General features: G+C 70.1%; 25 protein-coding genes and 1 pseudogene. 16 read left to right on the forward strand and 10 right to left on the reverse strand.

Annotated elements, in window-relative coordinates:
• Positions 1-737 precede the first annotated feature (737 nt).
• A complete protein-coding gene (locus ACIP98_RS31725) occupies positions 738-1,433 on the forward strand; it encodes an alpha/beta hydrolase (protein ID WP_319663674.1) in 696 nt (231 codons plus the stop codon).
• A 533-nt stretch (positions 1,434-1,966) separates the two neighbouring features.
• The gene (locus ACIP98_RS31730; RefSeq protein WP_319663675.1) at positions 1,967-2,140 is read left to right on the forward strand and encodes a hypothetical protein; all 174 of its coding nucleotides are present in this window, start codon (positions 1,967-1,969) and stop codon (positions 2,138-2,140) included.
• A gap of 21 nt (positions 2,141-2,161) precedes the next feature.
• Here ACIP98_RS31730 and ACIP98_RS31735 read toward each other — a convergent pair whose 3' ends face one another.
• The 3 genes from ACIP98_RS31735 to ACIP98_RS31745 form a co-directional block, all read right to left on the reverse strand.
• Positions 2,162-2,590 (reverse strand): zinc-binding dehydrogenase, encoded by a 429-nt coding sequence (locus tag ACIP98_RS31735; RefSeq protein ID WP_401979169.1) that lies wholly within the window; start codon positions 2,588-2,590, stop codon positions 2,162-2,164.
• Positions 2,591-2,906: 316 nt separating this feature from the next.
• On the reverse strand, positions 2,907-3,140 hold the full coding sequence (locus ACIP98_RS31740; protein ID WP_401979170.1) for an alcohol dehydrogenase catalytic domain-containing protein: 234 nt from the start codon (positions 3,138-3,140) through the stop codon (positions 2,907-2,909).
• A 39-nt stretch (positions 3,141-3,179) separates the two neighbouring features.
• Positions 3,180-3,782 carry a nuclear transport factor 2 family protein gene (locus tag ACIP98_RS31745; protein WP_401979172.1) on the reverse strand — a complete coding sequence of 201 codons (603 nt, stop codon included), beginning with the start codon at positions 3,780-3,782 and terminating at the stop codon, positions 3,180-3,182.
• 476 nt (positions 3,783-4,258) lie between these two features.
• Here ACIP98_RS31745 and ACIP98_RS31750 point away from each other — a divergent pair, with 476 nt between their 5' ends.
• Positions 4,259-5,752: an MFS transporter gene (locus ACIP98_RS31750; protein ID WP_319663678.1), complete on the forward strand. Its 1,494-nt coding sequence runs from the start codon at positions 4,259-4,261 to the stop codon at positions 5,750-5,752.
• 67 nt (positions 5,753-5,819) lie between these two features.
• Here ACIP98_RS31750 and ACIP98_RS31755 read toward each other — a convergent pair whose 3' ends face one another.
• Positions 5,820-6,365, reverse strand: coding sequence for a TetR/AcrR family transcriptional regulator (locus tag ACIP98_RS31755; protein ID WP_401979173.1), 546 nt, complete (start codon positions 6,363-6,365; stop codon positions 5,820-5,822).
• A gap of 306 nt (positions 6,366-6,671) precedes the next feature.
• Here ACIP98_RS31755 and ACIP98_RS31760 point away from each other — a divergent pair, with 306 nt between their 5' ends.
• Entirely contained in the window at positions 6,672-7,745 is a 1,074-nt protein-coding gene (locus ACIP98_RS31760) for a Gfo/Idh/MocA family oxidoreductase (protein WP_319663680.1), read from the forward strand.
• Positions 7,746-8,091: 346 nt separating this feature from the next.
• A complete protein-coding gene (locus ACIP98_RS31765) occupies positions 8,092-8,457 on the forward strand; it encodes a transposase domain-containing protein (protein ID WP_401979174.1) in 366 nt (121 codons plus the stop codon).
• Between the two features lie 339 nt (positions 8,458-8,796).
• Here ACIP98_RS31765 and ACIP98_RS31770 read toward each other — a convergent pair whose 3' ends face one another.
• A complete protein-coding gene (locus ACIP98_RS31770) occupies positions 8,797-9,396 on the reverse strand; it encodes a TetR/AcrR family transcriptional regulator (protein ID WP_319663682.1) in 600 nt (199 codons plus the stop codon).
• 121 nt (positions 9,397-9,517) lie between these two features.
• Here ACIP98_RS31770 and ACIP98_RS31775 point away from each other — a divergent pair, with 121 nt between their 5' ends.
• From ACIP98_RS31775 to ACIP98_RS31790, 4 genes are all read left to right on the forward strand, one after another.
• Complete coding sequence (locus ACIP98_RS31775) at positions 9,518-9,910, forward strand: ester cyclase (protein WP_319663683.1); 393 nt, start codon at positions 9,518-9,520, stop codon at positions 9,908-9,910.
• A 274-nt stretch (positions 9,911-10,184) separates the two neighbouring features.
• On the forward strand, positions 10,185-10,409 hold the full coding sequence (locus ACIP98_RS31780) for a hypothetical protein (RefSeq protein WP_319663684.1): 225 nt from the start codon (positions 10,185-10,187) through the stop codon (positions 10,407-10,409).
• A gap of 406 nt (positions 10,410-10,815) precedes the next feature.
• A complete protein-coding gene (locus ACIP98_RS31785) occupies positions 10,816-11,811 on the forward strand; it encodes an aldo/keto reductase (RefSeq protein WP_401979177.1) in 996 nt (331 codons plus the stop codon).
• Between the two features lie 8 nt (positions 11,812-11,819).
• A complete protein-coding gene (locus ACIP98_RS31790; protein WP_401979179.1) occupies positions 11,820-12,659 on the forward strand; it encodes a helix-turn-helix transcriptional regulator in 840 nt (279 codons plus the stop codon).
• A 445-nt stretch (positions 12,660-13,104) separates the two neighbouring features.
• Here ACIP98_RS31790 and ACIP98_RS31795 read toward each other — a convergent pair whose 3' ends face one another.
• The gene (locus tag ACIP98_RS31795) at positions 13,105-13,995 is read right to left on the reverse strand and encodes an alpha/beta fold hydrolase (RefSeq protein WP_401979181.1); all 891 of its coding nucleotides are present in this window, start codon (positions 13,993-13,995) and stop codon (positions 13,105-13,107) included.
• Positions 13,996-14,156: 161 nt separating this feature from the next.
• Here ACIP98_RS31795 and ACIP98_RS31800 point away from each other — a divergent pair, with 161 nt between their 5' ends.
• Complete coding sequence (locus ACIP98_RS31800) at positions 14,157-16,157, forward strand: BTAD domain-containing putative transcriptional regulator (RefSeq protein WP_401979182.1); 2,001 nt, start codon at positions 14,157-14,159, stop codon at positions 16,155-16,157.
• A 100-nt stretch (positions 16,158-16,257) separates the two neighbouring features.
• On the opposite strand, the gene ACIP98_RS31805 is transcribed toward ACIP98_RS31800, so the two are convergent.
• The 3 genes from ACIP98_RS31805 to ACIP98_RS31815 form a co-directional block, all read right to left on the reverse strand.
• The gene (locus ACIP98_RS31805; protein WP_319663689.1) at positions 16,258-16,512 is read right to left on the reverse strand and encodes a hypothetical protein; all 255 of its coding nucleotides are present in this window, start codon (positions 16,510-16,512) and stop codon (positions 16,258-16,260) included.
• Positions 16,513-16,648: 136 nt separating this feature from the next.
• Positions 16,649-17,149 carry a cupin domain-containing protein gene (locus ACIP98_RS31810; RefSeq protein ID WP_319663690.1) on the reverse strand — a complete coding sequence of 167 codons (501 nt, stop codon included), beginning with the start codon at positions 17,147-17,149 and terminating at the stop codon, positions 16,649-16,651.
• A 407-nt stretch (positions 17,150-17,556) separates the two neighbouring features.
• Entirely contained in the window at positions 17,557-18,405 is an 849-nt protein-coding gene (locus ACIP98_RS31815) for a helix-turn-helix transcriptional regulator (protein WP_319663691.1), read from the reverse strand.
• 467 nt (positions 18,406-18,872) lie between these two features.
• Here ACIP98_RS31815 and ACIP98_RS31820 point away from each other — a divergent pair, with 467 nt between their 5' ends.
• Genes ACIP98_RS31820 through ACIP98_RS31830 form a run of 3 tightly spaced genes read left to right on the forward strand, consistent with a single transcriptional unit; the run spans position 18,873 to position 21,749 of the window.
• The gene (locus ACIP98_RS31820; protein ID WP_319663692.1) at positions 18,873-19,817 is read left to right on the forward strand and encodes a helix-turn-helix transcriptional regulator; all 945 of its coding nucleotides are present in this window, start codon (positions 18,873-18,875) and stop codon (positions 19,815-19,817) included.
• Positions 19,814-20,758 (forward strand): NADP-dependent oxidoreductase, encoded by a 945-nt coding sequence (locus ACIP98_RS31825; RefSeq protein WP_401979184.1) that lies wholly within the window; start codon positions 19,814-19,816, stop codon positions 20,756-20,758. Before ACIP98_RS31820 ends, ACIP98_RS31825 begins: the two co-directional genes overlap by 4 nt.
• A gap of 46 nt (positions 20,759-20,804) precedes the next feature.
• On the forward strand, positions 20,805-21,749 hold the full coding sequence (locus tag ACIP98_RS31830) for an alpha/beta hydrolase (protein WP_319663694.1): 945 nt from the start codon (positions 20,805-20,807) through the stop codon (positions 21,747-21,749).
• Positions 21,750-21,953: 204 nt separating this feature from the next.
• Here ACIP98_RS31830 and ACIP98_RS31835 read toward each other — a convergent pair.
• Positions 21,954-22,561, reverse strand: a pseudogene (locus tag ACIP98_RS31835) (tetratricopeptide repeat protein); the annotation flags it as partial.
• Positions 22,562-22,679: 118 nt separating this feature from the next.
• Here ACIP98_RS31835 and ACIP98_RS31840 point away from each other — a divergent pair.
• The 3 genes from ACIP98_RS31840 (at position 22,680) to ACIP98_RS31850 (ending at position 25,876) form a co-directional block, all read left to right on the forward strand.
• Positions 22,680-23,534, forward strand: coding sequence for a hypothetical protein (locus ACIP98_RS31840; protein ID WP_319663695.1), 855 nt, complete (start codon positions 22,680-22,682; stop codon positions 23,532-23,534).
• On the forward strand, positions 23,515-24,168 hold the full coding sequence (locus tag ACIP98_RS31845; protein ID WP_319663696.1) for a hypothetical protein: 654 nt from the start codon (positions 23,515-23,517) through the stop codon (positions 24,166-24,168). The genes ACIP98_RS31840 and ACIP98_RS31845 overlap by 20 nt, the downstream gene beginning before the upstream one ends.
• 691 nt (positions 24,169-24,859) lie before the next feature.
• Positions 24,860-25,876 carry a LacI family DNA-binding transcriptional regulator gene (locus ACIP98_RS31850; protein WP_401979187.1) on the forward strand — a complete coding sequence of 339 codons (1,017 nt, stop codon included), beginning with the start codon at positions 24,860-24,862 and terminating at the stop codon, positions 25,874-25,876.
• The last annotated feature ends 6 nt before the right edge of the window (positions 25,877-25,882 follow it).

Raw genomic sequence — 25,882 nt, forward strand, 5'->3', positions numbered from 1 at the left:
CGGCGGCGGAACAGTCACAGCCATACCTGGAACCCCTGGGTTCCGCCGATCCTACGAGTGACCGGTGCGAACCCATGAAGAAGGTAGGGCAACAGCCATGCCGGGCCCGGAGGCCAGCGGCCCTCTTGCAGGACCGCGAAAAACATAACGGGGGCAGGGCTGCTGGAAGGCGGCTGCGGTGGCGCGTTGCGTGATCAGGCCGGCCACCATGCGGGCCCGGCACTTGGCCGGAGCCGCGGGTGGCCCGGGCGGGTAGCCGGACACGATGGGCGTCGCTGGCAGCGTTGCGGCTTCGCGCAGCAGATTCGCCCCCGTTGTCCAAGGGCGGCCGTCCGGCAACTCCCGCTCGGTGCTGGTCGGCTCGGGCAGGGCCGGGCCTGGGTCCGCGGCGAGGGTCATGAGGGCTTGTGGCCGGCGTGGATAGGGGCGACGACCGGCCGGCCGGCACCCCTACAGCCATTCCGCCACACCGGCGAGTGAGCATAAGAGACCGTCCACGTTCCAGAGAACACGGGCGTCGCCCCGCGTGTAAGATGGCACAAATAATCTAAAATTCGGGTCGCCGCCCTGGCCGGCCGAGGCGGGCACCCACCCGCTCGAGCACCCTTGCGTCACGGCAGCCGAAGGGCGAGGAAGGGCGAGCAAGAGCGGAGCCCTGGAAGTATCCCGCGGCCTGAGGGCCTACATGGCGGGCCCGCACATCATGGCCAACGCATCGCCTGCTCAGCGAGGTTCGAATGACCCTGCCGTCGCTACTGCTGGTGCCCGGAGCGTGGCACAAGCCCGAGCATCTGCAACTCCTCATCGATGACCTGTCCGGCATCGATGTCCACACGGTGGCTCTCACTTCGTCCGGTGATGATCCCAAGACACTGGGCGATATGTACTCCGACGCAGCTGCCGTCAAGAGTGCGGTCGAGGCGATCGATGGGCCTGTGGTCGTCGTCGCGCACTCCTACGGCGGCATCCCTACCACCCAGGCCCTTGTCGAGACGCCCAACGTCAAGAGCATTGTCTACCTCGCCGCGTTCCAGCTCGACGCCGGAGATTCCCTGCTGTCGAGCGTGGGCGGCAGCCCCGCGCCCTGGTGGGAGTTCCACCGGCAGGAGGGGGTCGGCGACTTTCTGACCGTCTCCGGCCCGGTCGACGTGCTCTACGGTGACGTGGACGGGGGCGTTGCCGAGAAGGCGGCAGTAGCTTTGGGTTTCCAGTCCTACGCCGCCATCACCCAAAAGCTCACCGCGGTTGCCTGGCAGACGATTCCCAGCACTTACATCATCTGCGAAGCAGACAAGGCCGTCCCGCCCTTCGCCCAGGAACTCTTCTCCGAGCGCGCCAATAAGACCCTGCGGCTGGAGAGTTCGCATTCACCCTTCCTTTCCCGGCCCTCCGTGCTGGCTCAGCTCATCAGGCACGAACTCACCCTGGCCTGACCCGGCCGCTGCGGGCCCGGGTTCCAGCCGAAGCCTGAGGCCGACCGCCCGAAACTCTCGGTCGACAAGCGGGCCGTCGGCGGCGAGGGGAAGCTCGCTCTGCCGCGGCGGGGCTACGAGGGGCTGCGACGCCGGGTCCGCGAGCTCGCGCGCCACGAGCCGGCCGGGCTGCGACAACTTGCCGAAGGACGCCCCGGGCCCGGTGCTCACCGCCTGCGTCTCGGGGGAACGGTGAGCACCAGACGCCGAAGTCCGCTGCGGGCGTGACGCCCTGAGGACCCGGCGATGCGCACCGGCTGGTGCCGTTGAGCGGTGGAGCGCATGACCAACTGCAGCCCACCACCTGGCAGTGGGTTCGGTGACGCGCGCCGGGCAGTCGGACGGCCACTCCAACGGGCGCCCCTCACGGCCCGGTACGGCTGGGTGCGTCCGCCGGGGGCGGGTGCGCGGCGCGGCTGCTATTGGTGCGGGCTGAGGCGACGGAGGATGCACAATTCGTGGTGCACGGCCTGTCGCCTCGAGGCGGCCGACTGGTGACGACGCACCGTGCCTGCAGCAGCGAGGACGACTACGTGGGCGCGGCGTTCTCCGGCCGCGGCCTGCTGTTGATCCTGCGGTCGGACTGCCCGGATCCGAACCTGGTGGTCGACGATCCGCGCTGGGTGGGATGGCGGGGCACGGCTGCGCACCGGTGGGGGAGCGGCTGACTGGCCGGCCTTCCGGCACGATTACCCGTCCGCGTCCTCCTCCCGGAACTGCAGGACGAGGTGGCCGCGAACGCCCCCCGCTTCGAGGAGGCGGTGGGCGTCAAAAGCCTGTTCCGGAGGAAGGGCCCCGGCGACCCGCAAGGTGAGGACGCCGTCCTCCGCCTGGGCGCGCAGGCGGTCGAGTCGGACGTGGTCGCCGAGAGAGTCGGGGACGTTGACCTGGCGCAGGCGGACGCAGCGGCGGCCGAGTTCGCCGGGCGGCGTGGCTTCGGCGCCTTCGCCGAGCAGTACGGCGATCCCTCCGCCGGGCCGGACCGCGGGCGTGAGGGTGGCCGAGCCGAGGACGGCTGCGTCCAGGAGGCCGTGCACGCCGCCGGGGGCCGCCCGCAGGATGTGGTCGGTGACGGCAGCGCCGCGGGGTAGCACGGAGTCGGCGCCGAGCGCGTGCACGACTCCCGGTCGGCGGGTGAGGCGTCGGCGATGACGGTGAGGCCGTCGGCCTTGGCGAGCTGGACGGCGTATCCACCGATGACGCCGGCCGCGCCGATGACGGCGAGGGTCTGTCCCGGGGCCAGGGCGAGCAGGTCGAGGGCCTGCCTGGCGGTGAGGCCGTTCATGGGGAGGGTCGCGGCCTGGGTGTATGTAACGCCGGCCGGTGCACGGACGACCCAACTGGCGGGGAGGACCACGTATTCGGCGTAGCCGCCGGCGTGTTCCATGAGCGGCATGGTCATGGCCGTCACCCGGTCACCGACGCGCGGGCCGGTCACGACTCGGGGCCGATCTCGTCCAGTACGCCGGCCGTCTCCATGCCGGGTATGCAAGGCGGCCCCGGCGCCAGGTGGGCGATCGCTCCGTTGCGCAGGTAGCGGTCCCCCGGGTTGACGGTCGCGGCGTGGACCCGGATGCGGACCTGGCCGGGACCGGCGTGCGGCTCGGGAATCTCGAAGACCTCCAGGGCTTCCGGTCCTCCGAAGCGGGACACTCCGACGGCTTTCATGGTTCTCCGTGCGGCGGCGCCCCAGAGGTTCGCACCGGGTCAGTTGGTCTTCTGCGGGGCCCGGTAGGGGCCCGTGTCGGGGAGGGTGTCCATGCGGTACCGCTTCAGCACCGATCCGGTGATGTACCAACGTCCGTCGATGCGCTTGTAGGTGTCGTGGTACTGGCCGTAGCCGTGGAAACCGCCGCCTGCCTTCAGGCTGACGTAGTCCTCCATGACCCAGGTGCCGGTTGCCGTGTCCCCCTTGACCGTGATGTTCGGAAGGAGGCCCTGGTGTGCGGTGGGGGCGTCGGCGATCAGGGTCTTGGTGGCCTTGACCAGTTCCGCCGGGCTGTTGAATTCCTGGCCGGTGTTGATGTGCGCGTCGGGCGTGAACAGCGCCTGGAGATCGGCCCACTGCTTGGTGTCGATGTCCTGGAAGTAACGGGCCTTCAGCTTCTCGATGTCCTGGATGTCCGCGAGGTTGCGGACGGTCGCGGCGGTGGAAGCGCTGCCGGCCTTGTCGTCGTGCGAGTGGTGCGCGTTGGCCGTCGCGGTACCGGTGGCCACTCCTCCGGCCAGGAGGAGGGCGGCGGCCGTCACCATGGCCGCCCGCTTGGAGAACCGGCGGTCGGAGGCAGTCTTGCTGCGGTCGGAGGTCATTGGTGTCCCTTTCTGGTGCGGCATTCAAGTGCCGCGTTCGGGTGCCGGCGTTCGGGTAGCGCCCGTTCGGCGGCCCCCGAGGCCAATGCGATGCAGTGGTCCCGGCGGACCCCGTCCCTACGAGACAGAGGGGCCACGTCGGCAGGTTCGTCACCACACTGTGCCGGGCAGAACCGACGCTACGAATAGTGGAACGTTAAGTCAAGTTAAAGGAGGTGATCATCAATCGACCGCCACGCATGCCACGGCTGGACGGCGTCCGCATGCCATGGGGGCGGCCGATCCTTAGGCACGGAAGCGGACCTTGGTGCAGGTTCGGGACGCCAGACTGCGCCTCGATGTTCTGATACGCTCATTCCATAATCTCGGACGTTCCCGCCTCGTCGGGCAACGAGCGACCGGCCGCAGGCCGAGAGGTCCTGACCCGTCGGGGTCGGCCTCCCCCTTTCCTCTCGCCCTTCCTCAGGAGCACGCACATGTCCACGACCACCCTTCAACCGGACCCCCGGCGCTGGAAGGCGCTGATCTTCATCGGCATCGCCCAGCTGATGGTCTTCCTGGACGGGGCGATCATGAACATCGCCCTGCCGTCCGCACAGCACGACCTGGGCTTCTCTGACGGCGGCCGGCAGTGGGTCATCACCGCCTACGGCCTCGCCTTCGGCGGCCTGCTCGTCCTCGGCGGACGGCTGGCGGACCTGCGGGGCCACAAGAAGATCTTCGTCACCGGCCTTGTCGGATTCGCGGTGGCCTCGGCCGTGGGCGGCCTGTCGCCCAACCTCCCCACGCTGCTGGCGGCACGCGCGCTCCAGGGCGTGTTCGGCGCGCTGCTCGCCCCCGCCGCACTCGCGCTGATCTCACTGGGATTCACCGACGCGAAGGAGCGGGCGAAGGCGTTCGGCGTCTACGGAGCCATCGCCACGGCCGGCGGCGGCGCCGGCCTGCTGTTCGGCGGCGTCCTGACGCAGTACGTCAACTGGCGCTGGGGCTTCTACATCAACCTGCCGATCGCCGCGATCGGTATCGTCGGCGTCCTGAAACTGGTGGGGGCCGACAGCCGGCAGACCCGCCGTGGGCGTCTGGACCTGCCCGGAGCCGTTCTGGCCACCGGCGGCACCGTCGCCCTGGTGTTCGGCTTCGCCAAGGCGGAGGACGACGGCTGGGGCTCGACCATGACCATCGGCATGTTCGTCCTGTCCGTGGTGCTGCTGGCGTCCTTCGTCCTGCTCGAGTCGAAGGCGAAGTCGCCGCTGCTGCCGCTGCGCGTCCTGACCGAGCGGAACCGGGCCGGGGCCTACCTGTCCCTGGGCCTGTCCGTGATCGCCATGTTCGGCATGTTCCTCTTCCTGAGCTACTACTTCCAGTTGGTCAAGGGATACTCGCCCGTGATGAGCGGGCTGGCCTTCATCCCCATGGCGGTCCTGCAGGCGATCGGCTCCACCCAGATCGGCGCCCGCCTCTTCCACCGCGTGCGCCCCGGCGTGCTGATGAGCGCCGGATTCGCGGTTTCCGGCATCGGTGTGCTGATGCTCTCGCTGCTCGACGCCGATTCGTCCTTCGCCTTCATCGCGGCCGGTGAGATGGTGGTCGGCGTCGGCATCGGCACCGCGTTCATGCCTGCCTTCGGCCTGGGCGCCCATGGCGTCGAGGCCCGCGACGCCGGCGTCGCCTCCGCCATGACCGGAGCCGCCCAGCAGATCGGCGGCTCCATCGGCACCGCGCTGCTCAACACCATCGCCGCCCGAGCGACGGCCGACTACCTGGCCTCCCGCCACAGCGCCGGACCCGTGGACAAGGCGGCGCTGGTGCACGGTTACGCGGTGGCCTACTGGTGGGCGGCGGGCTTCCTCGCCGCAGCCGCGCTCATCGCCTTCTTCGCGGTCAACGTGGGCAAGCCCCCCGCTCAGAAAGCAGGGGCGGCCGACGACGACGACCTCGCCGCGCTGGACCTGCGCCCTGCCCACTCCTAGACACCGGACATGTGAAGCACCCCGCGGCCGAGCCGCGGGGTGCTTCACATGTCCGGTACGGGCAATTTCAGCCGAGAGCGTCGAGGGCGACCTCCGCGACCGCGGCGAGCGAGGCCCGGTCGGGGTTGATGGCCCCCCGCACCCGCAGCCCGTGGATCGTCACGATGAGATACCGCGCGAGGTCGCGAGGGCTGCGGCCGGCGGGCAGTTCGCCCTTCGACCGGGCCCCCACGATGACCTCGTACAGCGCGTCCTCCAACGAGGTAGTCGTGGCACGCACATGGGCGGCGACCTTGGGGTCATGGGAGATGCGCTCCATCGCCGCGCCCACGATCAGGCAAGCCCTGCGGCTGCCGTCCTGCGCGATCGTGTCGACGGTGTCGAGCGGCTCCTCACGGATCAGCTCCCGGGCGGGGGCCCCGGCACGCAGGATGTCGATCAGGGGCAGGGCGTGCTTCTCCCGGTAGCGGTCCATGGCGGCGAGATACAGCCCCTCCTTGCTGTCGAAGGCGGCGTACAGCGATCCACGCCCGACCCCGGTGGCCACCACCAGGTCCTGCACGGACGTGCCCTCGTAGCCCTTGGCGTGGAAGGCGTCCAATGCCGCCTCCACCGCCACTTCGGTGTCGAACTCTCCGGATCCTGGCCATGCCGACCAGCTATCCGAATCGGGAATGATCAGTCAGTTAACGCCGGGAGCCGCACGTGCCCCCGAACAGTAGGTGTGTCGCCCACCCGGCACTAACGTAGACCTATTTTGACTTCTCATTCCAGATAGCGTTCACTGGGGAACGCGGCCAGGGAGACAGCAGCAATCCGGTCTCCGGCCGCCCCCTTACCCAGGGCATTCGCCCGCCCGGACACGCACACGCCGGACACACGCACCCCACGTCACCGGGACACTCGCAGGAGCAGACACATGAGCACCATCGGTATCGGCATCATCGGCGCGAGCCGGCACGGCTGGGCCTCGATCAGCCACGTCCCGGCGCTCAAGGCGCTGCCGGACTTCGAACTGCGCGCGATCAGCACCTCGCGCCAGGAATCCGCCGACGCCGCCGCGGCCGCTTTCGGCGTGGGAGCGGCCTTCGACAACCACGCGGAGCTGATCGCCCACCCGGGTGTGGACGTCGTGGTCGTGGCGGTCAAGGTGCCCCACCACCGGGAGCTGGTCTCGGCCGCGATCGACGCGGGCAAGACCGTCTACAGCGAGTGGCCGCTCGCACTGGACGGGACCGAGGCCGCCGACCTGGTCCGCCGCGCCGAGACCGCCGACGTGCGCACCGTCATCGGCCTCCAGGGCCGCTACCACCCCGAGCTTCGCTACGCCCGCCAGCTGATCGCCGAGGGCAGGATCGGCAGGGTCATCGGCACCACCATGGTCGGCTCGGGCATGGTCTGGGGACCGCAGACCACCCGGGCGCACGCGTACTGGTACGACAGGACCCAGGGCGCCACTCCGCTGACCGCCGCCGCCCTGCACGCCATTGACGCGCTCAGCGCGACCCTCGGGGAATTCACCCACCACTCGTCCAACCTCGTCGTGGGGCGCCAGGAGGTCACCGTGACCGACGACGGCAGCGTCCTGCCGGTGACCGCGGCCGACCAAATCTCCCTGATCGGCACGCTGGAGGGCGGGGCGGCCGCGTCGGTCTTCTACCGCGGCGGCACCTCGCGCGGTGACAACTTCCGCTGGGAGATCAACGGCACCGACGGCGACCTCGTCCTGACCGCGGGCTGGGGGAACATGCAGATCGCCGACCTCACCTTGCAGGGGGGCTTCGGTGACGACGCCGCCGTCTCCCCGATCGAGGTACCCGCCGAATACCGCGCCGACATCCCCGAGGAGCTCGCGGGTCCCTCCCGGAACGTGGCCGCGCTCTACTCGCACTTGGCCCGCGACCTGCGTGACGGCACCCACACCGTCCCGGACTTCTCCTACGCCCTGGCCCGCCACCGGCTCATCGATGCCATGCAGGGCCCCTCGACCTGACCTGGACACCGCCGTGAACGGATTCACCTGAACGGTTCCGGATGACGCGCGTGAGCCCCTGACCTGGGCGAAAACCCAGGTCAGGGGCTCAGTGCACAGCGCTCGGCAATATCGGGCGGCCATCAGCCATCCCCAAGGCCGTGAAGTTGACGGGTCTCGTGGTGTTGTCCAGGGCGCGTGATGGTGGTTTGGCCGGATGTGAGGAGCGGAGCCCCGGTAGAACTGGCAGTCGGCCAAGACAAGCCGTTCACAAAGACCGGAGGCTCCACTGTCCGGACAGTCTGCCATCACCCGTGCCGTCCAGGTGGCCGAAGGCCTCTTCGCACCAGGGCATCTCGGTGAGCTCATGCAGCTCGTACCCTTCGAGACGGTCGACGAGGCGCTGGGGGCGAGCAGGGCGGTGCAGACGCGGCTGCGGGATCTGCCGTCCCGGGTCGTGATCTACCTGATCTTGGCCGCGTGCCTGTTCCCGGAGGTGGGATACCCCGGTGTGTGGCGCAAGCACACCGGGGCACTGGCCGGTCTACCCGTGGCCATGCCCTCGGCGAGCGCGCTTGCCCAGGCGCGCCGCCGGGTCGGAGCCAAGCCACTGCGGTGGCTGTCGCTGTCCGACCCGCTGCGCGGACCGGCTCCCAACCGCGCACGGCGCCGGGGCCAGCTGGCGCGGGCTGCTGGTGGTCGCAGTGGACGGCACCATCCTGACGGTTCCTGACACCCTGGGCCGTTTTGAGCACGTTCACCAAGCAGGTGGGCAACCATGGCGGGACCGGCTATCCGCAGGTTCGCCTGCTGACGCTGGTCGCCTGCGGCACCCGCGTCACCGTTGCGTTTGTAGGTCGCCTTGGGCGTGGACTCGTGCAGGGCCATGGCATCGGCCTTGAGCTCGTCCGAGGTCCTTCATCGCCATCGGCGGTGTTCTCGCTTCCTCCGGATCGAGCAGATCCGGTATCGGGGTGTCCACCACTCAGGGGGAGGCCCCAGCCACCCGAAGCGGAGATCCATACGGGCTGGGCTCGAAAACGGTTCCGACGGTCGCAGACCGCGTCGTCAGTCAGGCCGGTGGCCAATTACGCATAGCCGCGTCGGCCACCTCTTGCAGGTTCTCGCACGACGCCCCGCCCGCAGCCTGCACGGCCAGGCCGTTCGCGATCGTCATGACGTAGCGCGCAATCCGTTCCGGGTCAGCTTCGGCAGGCAGGTCCCCCTCCTGGACGGCGAGCTGGAACCGTTCCCGGAGCAATGCCTGGCCGTGCGCGCGCCATTCGGCCAGGGTGTCGTGGGCAACTCGTCCGGTCTCGCCGGTGGCCAGTGCGCCCTGGACGCCGAGGCAGCCAGCGGGCAGAGCGGGCATGGTGGTGGCGCGGGCTGCGCCGGCGAGGAAAGCCGCGGCGGCCTCGCGGGCGGTGGGTGCCTCCAGCGCTTCGGTGACGTAGCCACCGGGGCCTTCCTCGTAGCGCTGCAGCGCCTTGCGGAACAGGTCCTCCTTGTTGCCGTAGGCCGCGTACAGGCTCTTGCGGGAGATGCCCATGGCCTCGGTCAGGTCGGCGAGGCTGGCGCCTTCGTAGCCCTGCGCCCAGAAGACCATCATCGCCCTGTCAAGCGCCGCCTCGGCGTCGAACGTCCGCGGGCGGCCGATCTGCGATGTGTGCATGCCCTCATCCTACCGCTTGTGCACCGATCGGTGCTGAAGTGCTACTCTCGATTTATGCACCGAACGGTGCGGAAGTTTTCGCAGTTCAGATCGCTGCAGCACGACTGAAAAGAGGAACGTCATGGCCGAGCACAATCTGCGGGACTGGTACATGCGCTACGCCGACGCGCTCAACGCCCACGAGTTCGACCGCATGGACGAGTTCATCGACGACGAGGTCATGCTCGGCGGCCGGCCCGGCACCCGCGACGACGTCGTCACGGTCCTGAAGGGGATTGCCGACGCTGTCCCGGACATCCGCTGGGAGATCGACGAATTGCTGCTCGATCGGGACGGTATCGCCGTCCGTGCCATCAACACCGGCACGCCGGTGAAGGAATGGCTCGGCGTGCCGGCCTCCGGCGCCTCGTTCAAGATCGTCGAGTACGCCATCTACAAGGTCCGTGACGGCAGGTTCGTACAGATGACGAACCTGCACGACTCGGCCGAGATGCTCCGACAGCTGACCGCCTGACCGCATAAGGGGGATCGTGCACAGGCGACAGACCCGCCGGGGGTGAAGCTCCGCAGCACGAAGTGACGCGGACACCGGCGAACCGGATGCGGCGCCACCGAGGTCTGCGGTCGCCAGAGAGAAAGCATCTGATCCTGAACCCCGTTGTGGCAGGTCAAGAGGCATCGCCCTGAAATGGGAGCTGTGAGAAAACGTTCGGGGGAGGACGCAGTGGCCGTTCCCCGCAACGGAAGCCTCTGAACTTGATGTGGCGCAAGCGCAAGAAGTGGTAGTGGTGCGCCTACCACCAGGTCCCGGAAAGGAAGAAGAGAGCAGCATCAAGAGAAGAAGCCTGGAGCACGAGGACGGCACCCCCGTGCTGAGCGTGGTCAACGAGGGCGGCACCATCCCAAACGGCTCCCTGATGGGGGACACCGTCCGTGAGGGCGCCCGTCGGTTGCTCGACGCGGCCGTGGACGCTCCAGGACGGCCCCCTTGTCAGGAGACGCATCTCGTCTGAAGCGCCGGCCGGCGGGTGGGTGACGCACGGCCGGCGTCGTCTCATCGGTCCCATGCGAGTCAGCTGCCGAGGCGAAGGGCGTGTCACCCTTGCGGCACAACGATCACGTGTCCGAGATCACGGGGAACCTCCATGCCAAGGTCACCCGTTCGGCGGATGGTAGGCACCCCCTGGACCGCGCCGTCGTGTCATGGCGATGACCACCGGGCACGTCAGAAGGCCGCACATGGCAGAGGCATACCGCGAAGAGAGCAGGTCAGCCAGCGCGCGGCAGGTCATTCACGGGACCGGACGTAGTGTCGTCCTCGGAAGACGGGTCTGAACCGGACGCTGGAAGCCAGTCCGTGCGGGTGGAGGCTGGCCGGGTGCTCGCCGAGCAGCGGCGGCCACCCGGAGGGAGACACGTATGAGCATCAGGACGCACCCGGTCGGCAGCCAGGGACTGGCGACGTCGGTCGAAGGCCTGGGCACCATGGGGATGACCGCCATGTACGGCACCCGGGACGACGCCGGGTCGGTGGAGACGATCCACCGGGCGATCGAGCTCGGGGTGACCCTCTTCGACACCGCCGACATGTACGGCCCCTTCACCGGTGAGGAACTGCTCGGGCGCACGGTGGCGCCCCACCGGGACCGAGTGCTGCTGGCGACGAAGTTCGGCGGGCTGACACTGGACGATTCCGGGAAAGTCGTCGGTGGCCCGAACGGCCGACCGGAGTACCTGCGGCGAGCGGTGGAGGGCTCCCTGCGCCGGCTGCGCACGGACCGTATCGACCTGTACTACCAGCACCGCGTGGATCCGGACGTGCCCGTGGCCGAGACCTTCGGGGCGCTGGGAGAGCTCGTCACCGAAGGCAAGGTGCGTTACCTCGGCATCAGCGAGGCGTCCGCCGACACGATCCGCGCCGCCCACGCGGTGGCGCCACTGTCGGCCGTGCAGACCGAGTACTCATTGTTCACCCGGACGGTGCAGAGCAACGGCGTGCTCGACACCGCACGCGAACTGGGCATCGGCTTCGTGGCCTACGCCCCGCTGGGCCGCGGCTTCCTCACCGGGCGGCTACGCACGCTTGACGACCTGCCGCAGAGCGACTGGCGGCGCACCGCCCCTCGCTTCAGCGACGAGAACTTCGCCCACAATCTCGCCCTCGCCGACAGGGTGCGCGTCATCGCCGAGAAGCTGGACATCACACCGGGGCAACTGGCCTTGGCGTGGGTACTGTCCCAGGGCGTCACTGCCATTCCCGGCACCAAGCGTCGCGCCTACCTGGAGGAGAACGTCGTCGCCGCGGCGCTCACCCTCGACGCCGGCACGCTGAGCAACCTCGACGAGGTGATCGCCGCCGACGAGGTGACGGGTGAGCGGTACTACGCGGAGGGAATGAAGGCCATCCAGGAATGAGCGATGCCATGCACCACAACGACCTCGGTGGTTTCCTGCGGGCCCGCCGCGAGGCACTGCGACCGTCCGACGTCGGGTTGATCGCCGGCGGACGCCGCCGCACCCCCGGGCTGCGGCGGTCCGAGGTGGCCCTGCTGGCGACCATCTCCGTCGACTACTACGAGCGGCTGGAGCAGTCCCGCAACGCCCACCCCTCGCAGGAGATACTGGCGAGTCTGGCGGGAGCGTTGCGTCTGTCCGTGGACGAGCGCGACCACCTCTACCGGCTCGCCGGCTACGCCCCGCCGCTTGCCGGGGGAGCAGGCAGGTACGTCGACCCGGCGATGATGTTCCTCCTCGACGCCTTGACGACGGTGCCCGCGCAGGTCATGGACGACCTGTCCACGCTGGTCGCCCAGAACCGGCTCAGCCAGGCCCTGTTCGGCACTTGGGCGCTGGGGGACACCCGGGCCGGCAACGTGACGTGGCGCTGGTTCACCGATCCGGCGTCGCGCGCGCTCAACGTCGCCGAGGAGCACGAGGCCATCGGTCGGGGCTACGCCGCGGATCTGCGGGTTGCCGCCGCACGGCGCGGCAGTGACGCGGTCGCGGACCGGCTGATCGATGATCTGCTGCACGCCAGCGAGGAGTTCACGCGCTACTGGAACGAGATGGCCGTCAAGCCGCTGAGTTCCACGCGGAAGCGGCTGGTGCATCCGCACGCCGGGCCGCTGGACGTGCAGTGCGACATCGTGGTGAGTGCCGCCACGGGCCACCGCATGGTGGTCTTCAGGCCGCAGCCGGGTTCGAGTACCGCCGAGCGGTTTGATTTCCTCGAGGTGATCAGCGAGCGGATCCTCGACATCTGACCTGGCTGCGGACCCGCTCACCTCGCCGTCGGCGATGTGCGAGCGGTCGGAGGCGGTTTTCTCCGTCAGACTCCCCTGCGAAGGCGACTCCCGCCAGGCTTGACGAGGCTTGGCCCGAACGTACGGAGCAGACGCCCGCGGTTCGAAACCGTCCGCGACGCACCAGCCCCCGACGCATGGCAAGGCCCGGGTCGTCCGGCATGGTCCGGATGACCCGGGCCTCGATCATTGGCCGCCCGTCAGGCGGTGCCGAACGGGTTGCCACGGGGAACGGGGCTTTGTCCCCTGGCCGCCGCCGCTGCCCGGCCTGCGCGAACTGCGGGAAGCGTGAGCGTTGACGCCGCTGATCATGCGAGGGCCGTGGACCGTTGAGGACGCCCTGGCCCTGCCCGAGGACCCGGATCGAGCTGGCCGGGGGCGCGTGATGCTGTCACGCGTGGTGCTGTCACGCGTGGTCGCGGGCCAGCAGCTCGCGGAGCGCGTTCACCACCTCCCCCGGGGCCTCCTCGGCCATGAAGTGGCCGCAGTCGACGGCCAGATGACAAAGATCCGCTGCCCAGGCACCCCACAGGGCGGCGGCGTCGAAGCCCAGGACCGCGCCCCAATCCTGCTGGAGCACGGTCACCGGCATCTCCAGCCGGCGGCCCGCCTCGCGGTCGGCCCGGTCGTGCGTGACGTCGATCCCGGCCGAGGCGCGGTAGTCCGCGACGATGGAGGGGACGGCGGCGCGCGAAGCGGTGAGGTAGGCGGCGCGGACGTCCTCGGGGATCGCTTGCGGGTCACGGGCCCACTGGTCGAGGAAGTGCCCGAAGAACGCGTCCGGAGCGGCGCCGATCATCTGCTCGGGCAGTCCGGGCGGCTGGGCCATGAGGTAGAGATGGAAACCGACGGCCGCACTGGTGCCGCGCATCACGTCCCACATGTCGAGGGTGGGCAGCACGTCGAGCGAGGCGAGGTGGGTGACGGCCGCCGGGTGGTCCAGGCCCGTGCGGAAGGCGACGAGCGCCCCGCGGTCGTGTCCTGCCAGGGCGAAGCGCTCGTGCCCCAGCGCGCGGGCGACGGCGACGACGTCGGCGGCCATCGTGCGCTTGGAGTACGCCGTGCCCGCCGCGTTCTCCGCGGGCTTGCCGCTGGCGCCGTAGCCGCGCAGGTCCGGGCAGATGACCGTGTGATCGGCGGCGAGGTCGACGGCCACATGCCGCCACATCAGGTGGGTCTGCGGGAAGCCGTGCAGCAGCACGACCGGCGTGCCCGACCCGCCGACGGCGACGTTGAGCGCGACATCGTCGGCGGCGGGGACGGTCCGGTAGTCGAAGCCGGGGATGACCGGTGCCATGGGAGGTTCCTTCGGGCTGGTGGGCGTGGTGACGACCACGAGCCTGCCGGGCGCGGATCAGCACCTGGTCAGCGCGGGCCGGCTCCGGTCAGCAGAGGTCGGGCCCTGGGCGCCTCCCGTCCGGCGCGTACCGTGGCGGGAGGACGTGCGGAGAGGTGGCGATGGAACGGGTCGCGTTCGGCGTGCTGGGACCTGTGGTCGCGGAGAGCGGCGACGGCCCCCTCGCCCTGAAGGGGCCGCGGCACCGGGCCGTGCTGGCACGCCTGATCGTCGCCCGCCGGCGTGTCGTCCCGGTCGCCCGTCTCGTCGAGGACCTGTGGGCGGACCCGCCACCCGGTGCCGTGGGAGCCGTCCAGACCTTCGTCGGTGCGCTGCGACATGCCCTGGAGCCGGACCGCCCGCGGCGTGCTCCCTCCCGCCTGCTGGTCACGGAAGGTCCGGGGTACGCGCTGCGCCCGGAGTCCGACGCCGTGGACGCCTGGCGTTTCGAGGCGGCCGTCGCCGTGGCGGCCGGTCTGCCCGCGGAGCGCGCGCTGCCCCGGCTGGAGGACGCCCTCGGGCTGTGGCGGGGACCCGCCTACGCCGAGTTCGCCGACGAGCACTGGGCCCGGGCGGAGCGCGCCCGTCTCGGCGAACTGCGGCTGCAGGCGGAGGAGCGGCGGGCCGGCGCGCTGCTGGCCCTCGGCCGGGCCGCGGAGGCCGTGCCCGGGCTGGAGGTGCTGCTGTCCGGCCACCCGCTGCGCGAGGAGGCACGCCGGCTGCTGGCACTCGCCCTGTACCGGCAGGGCCGGCAGGGCGACGCACTGGCGGCCCTGCGCGAAGCCAGGTCCGTTCTCACCGACCGTCTGGGCGTCGACCCCGGTCCGGCGCTGCGGCGCCTGGAGGCCGACATCCTCGCCCACGCGCCCGGCCTCGACCTGCCCGCCGAGCCGGCCGCCACGGCGGCCCGGCTGTGGACGCGGGCGGCGGCCGCCTACGACCGCACCGTCGCCACCGGCGCCAGAGCCCGGCTGGAGGCGACCGTGGGCCTGATCAGGAACCTCGCGGTCACCGGGGGCGGCGGCCTGGAGGAGGCGCAGCGACACCGTCTGGAGGCCGTCACGGCGGCCGAGGAGTTCGGCGACCCGGAACTGACCGCCCGCGTCATCGGCGCGTATGACGTCCCCGCGATCTGGACCCGCAGCGACGACCCCGAACTCGCCCGGCGCATCGTTGTCGCGGCTGAGCGGGCACTCGCGGCGTTGCCACGGCCCGGTGGCTCCCAGGACGCGGCGCGCTGCCGCCTGCTGGCCACGATTGCCCTGGAGACGCGGGGTGTCCGCTCCCCGCGCGGCCCGGAAGCCGCCCGGGAGGCGGAGGGAATCGCCCGGCGCCTGGACGATCCCGCGCTCCTGGCGTTCGCGCTCAACGCCGGTTTCATGCAGTCCTGCACCCGCGCCGGCCTGGCACCGCGGCGTGACGCGATCGGCGCCGAACTCGTCGAACTCGCCGCCCGGCACGGCCTGGTGACGTACGAAGTACTCGGCCACCTCATCCGCCTCCAGGCCCGCTCGGCCCTCGCCGACTTCGCGGCGGCCGACCGGCACGCCGCAGCCACGGACGCGCTCGCCGAACGCCACGAACTGCCGTTGGCCGGCGTCTTCACCCAGTGGTACCGGGCGATGCGACTCGCCGCCCACGGTCGCCCCGGCCAGGCCGCGACCGCGTACCGTGCCGCCGCCGCGCGCCTGCACGGCGCGGGCATGCCAGGCCTCGAACGCGGCCTGCTCCCGCTCGCGCTCCTGTCCCTGCGGCTGACCCCCGAGGAGCCGCTGTCCACCGCCCCGGTCGCCATCGACCCCGGCCTCGACTGGGGCCCGTTCCGCCCCTGGACCGAGCCCTTCGCCCTGCTCGCGGACGGCCGCCCCGCGGCCGCCCGCGAGGCCCTCCACGCCCTCCCCGAACCGCCGCCCGACCTGCTGTACGAGGTGTGCTGCGTTCTGGAGTCCCACGTCGCCCTCCGCCTCGGCGACCGCGCCGGCCTCCAGCGCGCCCACGACCGCCTCCTCCCCGCCGCCGGCGAACTCGTCGTCGGCGGCGGCCTCTTCACCCTCGGCCCGCTCTCCGGCCACCTCGGACGCATGGCCGAAGCGCTGCGCACGCCGATCAGGCGCGAGGGGTGATGTCCTTCGGGCCGTAGCGAGCAGCCGCCTGCCCGGTGATGAGGGCCCAGTAGCGGTCACCGAACGCCGGGCAGGCGCGGAGACGCGGTCAGCGGGTTCTTCAGGAGCTGAGGAGTGCGAGGAGACCGTTCAACGCTGTGGTCTGGAGCAGGGCGCGGGACCAGATGACGCTGTCCCGGCGTTGTTGGAGCTGCCTGGTGTCTGCCGGAACGGTGCGGCTGGCCGCCGCCGCGCGGAGTCTCTTGTCGATGGGCACGTTGACGCGCAGGTAGCTGGCGAGCCACAGCAGGAGAGCGGCCAGCGCGATGCCGCCGCCTGTAGGTCGCGGGGTGCTGTCATCGGTGGTGGCGGCCAACGCCGTGGCGGCGATGGCCGCCGCCCGGTACCGGCAGTCGGCGGTCCCCGTAGGCGGGGACCCTGCCGAGCGGATCGGCCACGGAGGCGTTGCTCGCGCCGGACGATGACGGAGCGGTGCCGCATGCCGGCGCCGGCTACAGGAACTCGCTGCGGTAGGCCGGGGCCAGCTCGGCCGCTCGGCGGCGGCGTTCCGTGAGCTCGTCTTGCGTCAGCACTGGTGGCGGCGCGTCCTGGCCCGCGACGATGTCGCCGATGCGCATGAAGTACTCGTCCTGGCCGGCGGGGGTGCACATGCACAGCATGCGGGCGGGCGCGCCCGAGGTGTTGCGGAAGTTGTGTGGGGCGTTGGCCGGGATGTTGATCGTGGACCCGGCTCCCACGGTGTGCTTCTCACCGCGGAAGGTGAACTCGATCTCGCCTTCGAGGATCGTGAACATCTCCTCGAAGTCGTGCCGGTGCGGCGGCGGCCCGCCGCCGTCGGGTACGCGCATGTCGATCAGGCAGTACCGGCCGTCGGTCTGTTCGCCGGTGATCAGCATGGCGTACGTGTTGCCCACCAGCGAGATGTACCGCGTGCCTGGGGCGTCGGGGTTTGCCACGGTCAGCGGACGTGAAGGGTCGTCGTCGGGGATCATCGTGATGTCTCCTCAGTGGTTGGTCGGGCTGGCGACGGACGGGACGGCACGGGACGTCGAGGCCGTACGGAGTGCCGTTCCCGATGCGAGCGCGTCGGGAACGGGCGGTTCGGTCAGGGCCGGCGCCGGGCGATGTCGGCGTGCGGTACTCGGAGCCGGACGGTGGCACCGCGTGGTGACCGCGGGCGTACGCTTTCGGAGGATTCGCCCAACGGCGCGCCCCGGAACGTCCTGTGACGGTCCCGGCCGTTCGCGGCTCGTCCGTTGTTGACAGCACCAGCATGTCGTCGGCCAGGAACCGGATGAAGGGTCCCCTTAACCACGGACAACTTGTCCGTGGGTGGACGGGTGCGACGGCGACGGGACGTGGAGCACAGCAGTGGCGGCACGGGGGTGAGCGCCGGTGCTCACTGGAGGTGGCGGGCGGCTGTCACGGCTGCGGGGGTGGTCAGGCGCTGGAGCTTTCCGTGGCTCGTCGATCCGGGGATGGAGGAGAAGATGAGCAACTCCTGGGCCGTGTCGGGGTCCAGGAGCCGTTGCGCGTACATCTCCAACTCCCCGAGTTCGGCATGCAGGTAACGCTTCAGGTCGTGATGGTGGATGACGCCCACCTCGTGCCGCCGCCAGACCTCACCAAACTCTGGGCTGGCGTCGCGCAACGCCGCAACGATCTCGCCGGCCCTGCCCCGCGGATTCGTCGTGTAGGCCGCCCGTATCTCCGCGGTGAAGACCCTGCCCCGCAGTTCGTGATCCTCGCGCGGATAGAGGGCGCGCTGCGCGGGATCCGTGAACCAGCGGTATACCAGGTAGCGCGACATACCGCTGAAGTGGCTGTGATCGCCGAACAGAACGAGCGCCGGAGGAGACTGCAGCAGCGTCTCGCCGAATTGGGAGAACACCATTGCCGGGGTGTCGGCGAGCCGCTCGACGACGAGTCTCATGGTTGGGCTCACGGCGTCGGGGAGCACGACATGACGCGTGGCCGCGTATCCGCCCAGAGCGAACAGATGTTCCTTCTCGCTGGGGTCGAGGTTCAACGCTGTAACGAGGGCAGCGAGCATCTGCTCAGACGGCATCGGTCCGCGACGCTGCTCGATTCGGCTGTAGTAGTCGGCTGACATGCCGGCCAGCGCCGCGACCTCCTCGCGCCGCAGTCCACCGGTCCGGCGCCGGGCCCCACGGGGAAGCCCGACGTCCTCCGGCTGCAGCGCCTCACGACGTGCCCGCAGGAAATCGGCCAGCAGTACGCGGTCCACCCTTCCCCCCATTCCCTCTCCGTGCCCCGAACCGAGCCCGAAGGCGGAGTGGTTCGTCAGCATCATTCGGACGGCGTCGACAGGCTCAGTCGGCGGTAGTCGCGGGCCGGTGACTTCCTGTCAAGGATAACCGCCCCGTTGGGGAAGGCACCGTCGGTGGAGCAGGTCCGAGCGGGTCTACTGCGGCCCGTGATGCACCAGCCTGGGCAGGCGGCGGGCGGGATCCGGCGTGCTCGTCGCAGCGGCGCGGACACGGCTGTCGTCAGAGTCTCCGGGATGGTTCGGCAGTGCCGTGCGACGGCCCGGGCATGTGCGGGACCGGCAAGCGGGTCCGGCCTGCTCCCTGCCGGTCCTGATGCTCCTGCCGACGCGCCTCATCCACGGACGACTTGTCCGTGGATAAGTGCGACCTTCATCCGGTCGCCGGTCCTCGCCACGCTTGACAGGTCGAACAAAGGGAGGCCGACGTGGACGTGGCGCTACTGGCAGAGCTTCTCCGGGCACGAAGGGAGAAGCTGCGGCCGGAGGACGTCGGGCTGCCTTGTGGTCCCCGACGCCGCACCGGTGGACTGCTGCGCGAGGAGGTGGCCGCACTGGCCGGTATCTCGGTCGACCACTACAGCAGGATCGAGCAACAGCAGGGCCCGGCACCGTCCGAAGAGGTGCTGGCCGCGCTCGCCCGCGGGTTGCGGCTCACTCAGAGCGAGCGGGACCAGCTCTTCGACCTGGGAGGGCACTCCGCACCGCGCTGGGCCCTGCGGGAGAACCACGTCAGTCCCGCCATGATGCGCATCGTCGAACGGCTATCGGACACACCCGCCTTGGTGATGTCGCGCTTCGGCGAGACGCTGCTGCAGACCCGGCCGGCAATCGCCCTGTTGGGTGACTGCTCCCGCTTCAGTGGACTGCCGCGCTACCTGGTCTACCGGTGGTTCACCGATCCGGCGCAGCGTGCCGTCCACCCCGCCGAGGACCATGAACTGCTCAGCAGGATCCTGACCGGGCAGCTCCGCGCTGCCCACACGGCGGACCCCGCCGGCAGGGCGGGCGAGATCGTGGCGGCCCTGCTGGAGGACTGCCCCGAATTCGCCGACGTCTGGCTCCGGTGGCGCGAGGTGAACGTCGCCCACCGCGACGGGATCAGACGCTACCGGCATCCGGAGCTGGGCGAGTTGCGACTGTACTGCCGGCGTCTGGTCGATCCGGAACAGACCCAGGAACTGCTGATCCTCTCCGCCCCTCCGGGCTCACCGACCTACGAGAAGCTCCAACTCCTTTCCGCCGTGGGCGCTCCGGCCGTTACTCCGACCGGCACGCTCCAGCAAAGCCGTTGCTCCGAAGCCTCAGCAGACGAGTCACGGGTGCTTCGACCCAACACCTGGAATCAACCGAAAAGCAGGGATGTCTCATGAAGGCAGTGCGTTTCCACGAACACGGTGACCCCGATGTCCTCCGCTACGAGGATGTCGAACAGCCCGTACCCGGGGCGGGGCGAGTCCTCATCCGGGTCGCCGCGACGTCGTTCAACCCCGTCGACGGGAACATCCGGGCCGGCCTCATGCAGGGTCCCATCCCGGTGACGCTGCCCCACACTCCCGGAATCGACGTGGCCGGCACGGTCGAATCGCTGGGCGCGGGTGTGAACGGCGTGAGGGCCGGTGACCAGGTGGTCGGCTTCCTGCCGATGACGGAGGACGGCGCGGCCGCGCAGTACGTGGTGGCTCCGGCGGAGATCCTGGCACCGGCCCCTCGCAGCATCCCGCTTCCTGATGCTGCCGCGCTTCCGCTGGTGGGCCTCACCGCGTGGCAGGCCCTGTTCGACCACGCCAAGCTGACGTCCGGTCAGCGAGTGCTGATCAACGGTGCCGGCGGGGCCGTGGGCGGCTACGCCGTGCAACTCGCCAAGAGCGCCGGCGCACAGGTGATCGCCACGGCCGGACCGCGCAGCAGCGACCGCGTCAAGGCTGCAGGTGCCGACGAGATCGTCGACCACACCACCACCAGACTGAGCGCGGCGGTGACCGAACCCGTCGACGTCGTGCTCAACCTCGCGCCCGTCGAACCGGCGAAGCTCGCCGCGTTGGCCGAACTGGTCCGTCCGGGTGGTGTCGTCGTGAACACCACGGTGTGGATGCCCGCACCCAGCGACGAGAAACGCGGGGTCAACGGCATCGACGTCTACGTACGCAGCGACGCCGAACAGCTGGCGCATCTGGTCGCTTTGATCGACAGCGGCGAACTGCGCGTCGACGTGGCCCAGCATGTGCAGCTGCGCGAGCTGCCGGCACTCCACGCCCGAGCCGCTACCGGGGCGCTGTCAGGCAAGTCCATCGTCGTTCCGCCCGCCGCCTGACACCTCTCCCTCACCAGATCCATTCGCACCATCGGAGGAAACAACCATGTCACTCGACCTCGATCCCGAGATCGCCGAAGCGCTGGCCCCTATGGCCGAGGAGGGGGTCACGCCGCCGGGGGTCGGCGACGTCGTGGGCCGCCGTGCCATGTGGGAGCCGATCATCGGTGCGGCAGGAACGGCGCAGCCGATCCCGGACGACGTCAGGACGACCGACTACCACGCGACGGCGGACGACGGTGCGCAGATCAGGCTGCGCTGGTACGTCAAGGACGGCGCCGAACCCGGACCTGCCGTGCTGTTCTTCCACGGCGGCGGCTACATATTCGGCCACATCGACCTCTTCGATGGGCCCGTCTCGCGCTACGTGTCCGCCAGTGGCGTGCCGATGCTGTCGGTCGAGTACCGCCGTGCGCCCGAGCACCCCTTCCCGACACCGCTCGAAGACGCCTACGCCTCGCTGCGCTGGCTGCACGATCACGCCGCCGAACTGGGGGTCGACCCGGACCGGGTGGCGGTCATGGGCGACAGCGCCGGAGGCGGCATGGCCGCGGCACTGACGATCCTGGCACGTGAACGCGGCGGCCCGGGGATCGCCCGCCAGATCCTCATCATGCCGATGCTCGACGACCGTACCGTCACGCCCGATCCGCACATCGCGCCGTACGCGCTGTGGTCGTACGAGGACAGCCTCACCGCGTGGCCGGCACTGCTCGGCGACGCCGCCGGCGGCGTCGACGTCCCGCCCACGGCGGCTCCGGCCCGGCTGGAAGACGCGACCGGCCTGCCACCTGCCTACATCGAAGTCGGTCAGATCGACGTCTTCCGCGACGAGGACATGGCCTACGCGACGAAGCTCAGCCGCGCCGGAGTACCGGTCGAATTCCACCTCCACCCCGGCGCTCCCCACGAGTTCGACTCCATTGCCTTCACCTCCGATGTCGCTCGCCGCGCCATCGCCGACCGCATCAGGGTGCTCACCTCGCTCTGATCCGACATCGGGGCGTTCACTCGCCCCGCGGGGACGAAGCGTATGCGGCCGGGGGCAAGGGCCTCGGCCGCATGCGGGCATAGCGCGTCCACCCGTTTTCGGCACAGACACGACCGAGATCAGACCGATCCGTCCGGGTCCTTCGAGGTCATGGACTGTGCGGGACCGGCGAAGCGCCGCAATGTTGCCGATGGAAAGACACTGGCCCATCCGCATGTCCAGCACGTCATCGAGGGTGACCGGCATGAAGCGGGCGCCGAGTTCTCCGGCCACCGCGCGGGCCAGGAAGGTTTTCCCGCAGCCGGGAGGACCGTAGAGCAGCAGACCGCCACGCAGGCTCTTCCCGTACAGCCGGCGCAGCTCAGGGTTACGCATCGGCGCGAGGAACGCCGCCTCCGGACGCTGTTTGACCTCGGCCATCCCGCCGACGTCGGTCAGACGCAAGCCGGTTGCCTCCACTTCCCAGGCAGAGGTGACCGCCCCGTGCCCCGCCTCCTCGCCGACGAATCGCGGGGGGACAAGACCGGACAGTTCCTGCTCGGCGGCACGCCAGTCGAAGCCTGAACCGGTTCGGCCGGGCGGCTGCCCGGACGGGGTGGCCGCGGCCCCGCCGGTGACAGCCCGGCTCATCAACGCACGGGCCTCCGGGTGGGCGGGATCCCTTTGCAGCACGGCGGCGCCTCGGTGACGGCTTCGTTGCTCTGCCCTGCGTCGAGCAGCAGTCGGGCAAGGTGGAGGCGCAGCGGCAGGTCGTCCGGTGCTGCGGTAACGGCAGCCCGCAGGCTGCGTACCAGAGGTGTCTCGTCGGCCACGCTGCCACTCCCTACGGGGCAGCAGCCCCCGTCGGCATGGACGACAGGTGTCCGCCACCGTAGGGGAGCTTCGGAGGCGGGATGCTCGAGTCGTCAACCCGGGGCAGAGGGCGACGTCATGGCGGAGGCGGACCGGCGATGGCGGGCTGGCAACCCGCGGGGCGGTCCCGGTCTATACATCCACCACACCCTGGGCCTGCTTGACGACTTCCATCGCGTGGGTCTCGTGGACATCACCGAGGCCGGCGACGGCATGCGATGGCTGACCGTCCCGGAGGGGCTCCACGGGCGCTTGAGGTCGCGCTGGTCGGAGAGCGAAGAGGCCGACTGGCACGGACAGCTCGTACACAACGCCTTCGTGCTGCTGAAACCCGGTGACCCGTGGTGGGCTCTGCCCGCCGGCGCCGGGTACTGGTGGCGGCATCTGGTGTGGCACATGCGGTACTGCGACCCGGCTCAGGCCACCGGACTCGTGAGGTCCCCGGATTGGCAGATCGCGAAGATCCGGCGGTACGGCGTGCGGAGCCTTCTGGCCGATCTGGCCCTGGTCGACTCCCCGGAGTCCCGGGCCACCGCTTCAGTGATCAATGAGGTCATGAGCGGGGAGGAGGACGGCTCCCGACTGGATCCGGGGAAGCTGGCCGAGCTGCGACAAGCCCTGAGCCCTGCGCCGCTCCCGCGCGCGGGTGCGGACCACCACGCCGAACAGGAGGAGCCAGCCGGCGCCGGGCAGCACGGCACCCAGCCGCTGTCGTCGGTCCGTGGTGTGCTGCAACTTCCGCCGTCCACAGCCGACTTCGCTCTGGCACCGGACGGCACGTGGCTGGTGGCGGTCGGGCCCCAGGGGAACATCCATGTGTACGACCTGGAAGCCCAGGCCCTGCGACGGGTGATCCGTACCCAGTCCGACAGGGGTCCACTACTGCGCCGTCTCCCCGGACGGCAGTTTCATCATGACCAGCACGGTGGGTGAGAAGGCACGGGCCTGGGACGCGGTCAGCGGCGAGGAGAGGCTTCCCTTCAAGGTCGGTACCGTGGGTGAGTCCGTGTACGGTTCGGACGGCGAGTGGGTTGCCTACAACACCTTCACCGGCAGCTTCGTCTACCCGCTCACCAACGAGCGCCGGGGAACGAAGCCCCTGTCAAAGGATTTGTCGCGGCTGGCGCTCACCGCCGACGGATCGACTCTGGCCTCCCGTGGCCGCAGCCGTCAGATCCTGTTCTGGGACCCGCGTTCCGGCCGGATGCTCGCGGAGTTGCCCGACCAGCCGCACGAGATCCACCGGCTCGGTCTGGCCGGGGACGGCTCATGGATCGCTCTCGGTGACGTGTACAGCCTCCGAGTTCTGGAACTGCCCGGTAATCGTGAGCGCTTCACGCTGAAGCAGACGGGTACGTTTTTCACCACCACCGAGGACTGGCTGGCCGTGCCTGTGTCCGACCACGTGGAGATCCGGTCGACCCGCACTGGTGAGCTCCTGAACACCCTTGAGGCCCACACGGACATCGTTCTCGACTGCCGCATGTCACTCGACCGCAAACACCTCATGACCTTCGACCGCGGCGGCACACTCATCGTGTGGGACGCGGCAGCCATCAGCCCTTGACACTGCGTCTCCCCGCCTGACCGCCCGAACAGCGCGCCCAGGTCATATGCCGCGCCGAACCGGACCATCCGGGACTCCCGAGGCACTCGGCGTGCTGCGGCCGGGGGCCGCTGACACACGGTCATGCCAGCTGTCGCGGACGGCAGCGGACGCGGTGAGACCCGCCGGCGAGACGACGAGCGACACCGTCCACGCCGCCCCTTGCAAGGGCCGTCGCCGGGGGCACCGGACAGCCGGCCGCCGACTGGGCAGACCTGCGGGACGCTGAGGCCAGTGGCAGCGGTTCGTGACCGCTCGCGAGACGGCCGGCCGGGTCCTGGCGGAACCGCGCGGACGCGAGATGCTGCACGCCGAGCTCGGCCCGCCGGCGACGTCGGCGGGCCACCCGCATCTTCACACCCCCCAGCTGCATACGTGGTCGGCGTCTCGCCTCCTGGGCCCCGCTCCCGCCGCCGGAAAGATCACTTCATCGAACCGGTTCGCAGGAAGCTAGCACCCAGGGAATCTCGCAGCAATGCCTCTGACGCCAGCGATGTCAGCGAAGCCCGTGGAGCGTTGGGGTTGTCGTACTTTTTCTCGAGGTGTCGTTCCGGGTGTTGACAGCCGTCCGGCTTGTTCCTAACTTCACTTCACGCGAACCGGTTCGACGACCGGGCTGGTCTCTCGGACCGGTTCGAAGAAGGAGTTCTTCGTGAACATCGGTGAGATCGCCCGGCGGGCCGGTGTCTCGCGGAGCACCGTGTCCTACGCGCTGAGTGGCAAGCGCCCGGTCTCGGACGACACCCGCCGGAAGATCCAGCAGGTCATCGACGCGTTGGGCTACCGCCCGAACGCCAGTGCCCGCGCTCTGGCGAACGGCCGGACCAGCACGATCGGCCTGGTCTTCCCGCCGGCCGGCAACCACTACACCGGCATGCAGCTGGACTTCATCGGCAGCGTGGTCGAGGCTGCCGCGGCCCACGACTACGACGTGCTGCTGTCTCCCAGCGGCGTGGACAGCGACCGTTCCTTCCAGCGGCTGCTGGGGGAGCGGCGCGTCGACGGCACCATCCTCATGGAGATCAGGCTCGCGGACGACCGGGTCGACCACCTGGCCGAGCTGGGCTTCCCCTCCGTCTCCATCGGCCGCACCGCCAACCCGGAGGGCGGCTGGTGGGTGGGCCTGGACCACACCGTGCTGGTGGAGGCGTGCGTCCACCACTTGGCGGACCTCGGCCACCGCAGGGTCGCCTTCGTCAACCGTCCCGAGCAACTCATGAGGGCCGGATACGAGTCCGCGCACCGTGGCCTGGACGGCTTCACCAAGGCCGCCGCCGAACGCGGGCTGACCGTGCGGACGTACAACTGCGGGGACGACGCCGCCTCGGGGCAAGCGTGCCTGGAGCGGATCCTGCGGGACGACCCGGCCACCACGGGGCTGGTCACGCTGAACGAGGCCGCGCTCGGCGGCCTCTACCGGGGGCTCGCCCAGGCGGGCCGTCATGTTCCGCGCGATTTCTCCGTCACCGGGGTCGTCGCCGGCCGGTGGGCGGAGACGGTGACTCCGCAGCTCACCGCCGCCAACGTACCGGCGGAGGAGATGGGCCGTCTCGCCGTCGACCTCCTCGTCGAGCGGCTGGACGACCCCGGCGCCCCGGCCCGGAGCCACCTGCTCGCACCGCCGATCTCCCTGCGGGCCAGCACCGGTCCCGTCCTTGGCACCTCCTGAGTCCGA

The sequence above is a fragment of the Streptomyces sp. NPDC088354 genome (assembly GCF_044753585.1).
Classification (GTDB): Bacteria; Actinomycetota; Actinomycetes; order Streptomycetales; family Streptomycetaceae; genus Actinacidiphila.

What these genes read in the sequence shown, in the direction of transcription:
- ACIP98_RS31725 (WP_319663674.1), top strand. Translation starts at nt 738, where the DNA reads ATGACCCTGCCGTCGCTACTGCTGGTGCCCGGAGCGTGGCACAAGCCC.
- ACIP98_RS31795 (WP_401979181.1), bottom strand. Translation starts at nt 13,995, where the DNA reads ATGGCACCGGTCATCCCCGGCTTCGACTACCGGACCGTCCCCGCCGCC.
- ACIP98_RS31750 (WP_319663678.1), top strand. Translation starts at nt 4,259, where the DNA reads ATGTCCACGACCACCCTTCAACCGGACCCCCGGCGCTGGAAGGCGCTG.
- ACIP98_RS31830 (WP_319663694.1), top strand. Translation starts at nt 20,805, where the DNA reads ATGTCACTCGACCTCGATCCCGAGATCGCCGAAGCGCTGGCCCCTATG.
- ACIP98_RS31765 (WP_401979174.1), top strand. Translation starts at nt 8,092, where the DNA reads ATGCAGCTCGTACCCTTCGAGACGGTCGACGAGGCGCTGGGGGCGAGC.
- ACIP98_RS31760 (WP_319663680.1), top strand. Translation starts at nt 6,672, where the DNA reads ATGAGCACCATCGGTATCGGCATCATCGGCGCGAGCCGGCACGGCTGG.
- ACIP98_RS31775 (WP_319663683.1), top strand. Translation starts at nt 9,518, where the DNA reads ATGGCCGAGCACAATCTGCGGGACTGGTACATGCGCTACGCCGACGCG.
- ACIP98_RS31800 (WP_401979182.1), top strand. Translation starts at nt 14,157, where the DNA reads ATGGAACGGGTCGCGTTCGGCGTGCTGGGACCTGTGGTCGCGGAGAGC.
- ACIP98_RS31790 (WP_401979179.1), top strand. Translation starts at nt 11,820, where the DNA reads ATGCACCACAACGACCTCGGTGGTTTCCTGCGGGCCCGCCGCGAGGCA.
- ACIP98_RS31840 (WP_319663695.1), top strand. Translation starts at nt 22,680, where the DNA reads ATGGCGGAGGCGGACCGGCGATGGCGGGCTGGCAACCCGCGGGGCGGT.
- ACIP98_RS31770 (WP_319663682.1), bottom strand. Translation starts at nt 9,396, where the DNA reads ATGCACACATCGCAGATCGGCCGCCCGCGGACGTTCGACGCCGAGGCG.
- ACIP98_RS31825 (WP_401979184.1), top strand. Translation starts at nt 19,814, where the DNA reads ATGAAGGCAGTGCGTTTCCACGAACACGGTGACCCCGATGTCCTCCGC.
- ACIP98_RS31740 (WP_401979170.1), bottom strand. Translation starts at nt 3,140, where the DNA reads ATGAAAGCCGTCGGAGTGTCCCGCTTCGGAGGACCGGAAGCCCTGGAG.
- ACIP98_RS31845 (WP_319663696.1), top strand. Translation starts at nt 23,515, where the DNA reads ATGACCAGCACGGTGGGTGAGAAGGCACGGGCCTGGGACGCGGTCAGC.
- ACIP98_RS31785 (WP_401979177.1), top strand. Translation starts at nt 10,816, where the DNA reads ATGAGCATCAGGACGCACCCGGTCGGCAGCCAGGGACTGGCGACGTCG.
- ACIP98_RS31745 (WP_401979172.1), bottom strand. Translation starts at nt 3,782, where the DNA reads ATGACCTCCGACCGCAGCAAGACTGCCTCCGACCGCCGGTTCTCCAAG.
- ACIP98_RS31810 (WP_319663690.1), bottom strand. Translation starts at nt 17,149, where the DNA reads ATGATCCCCGACGACGACCCTTCACGTCCGCTGACCGTGGCAAACCCC.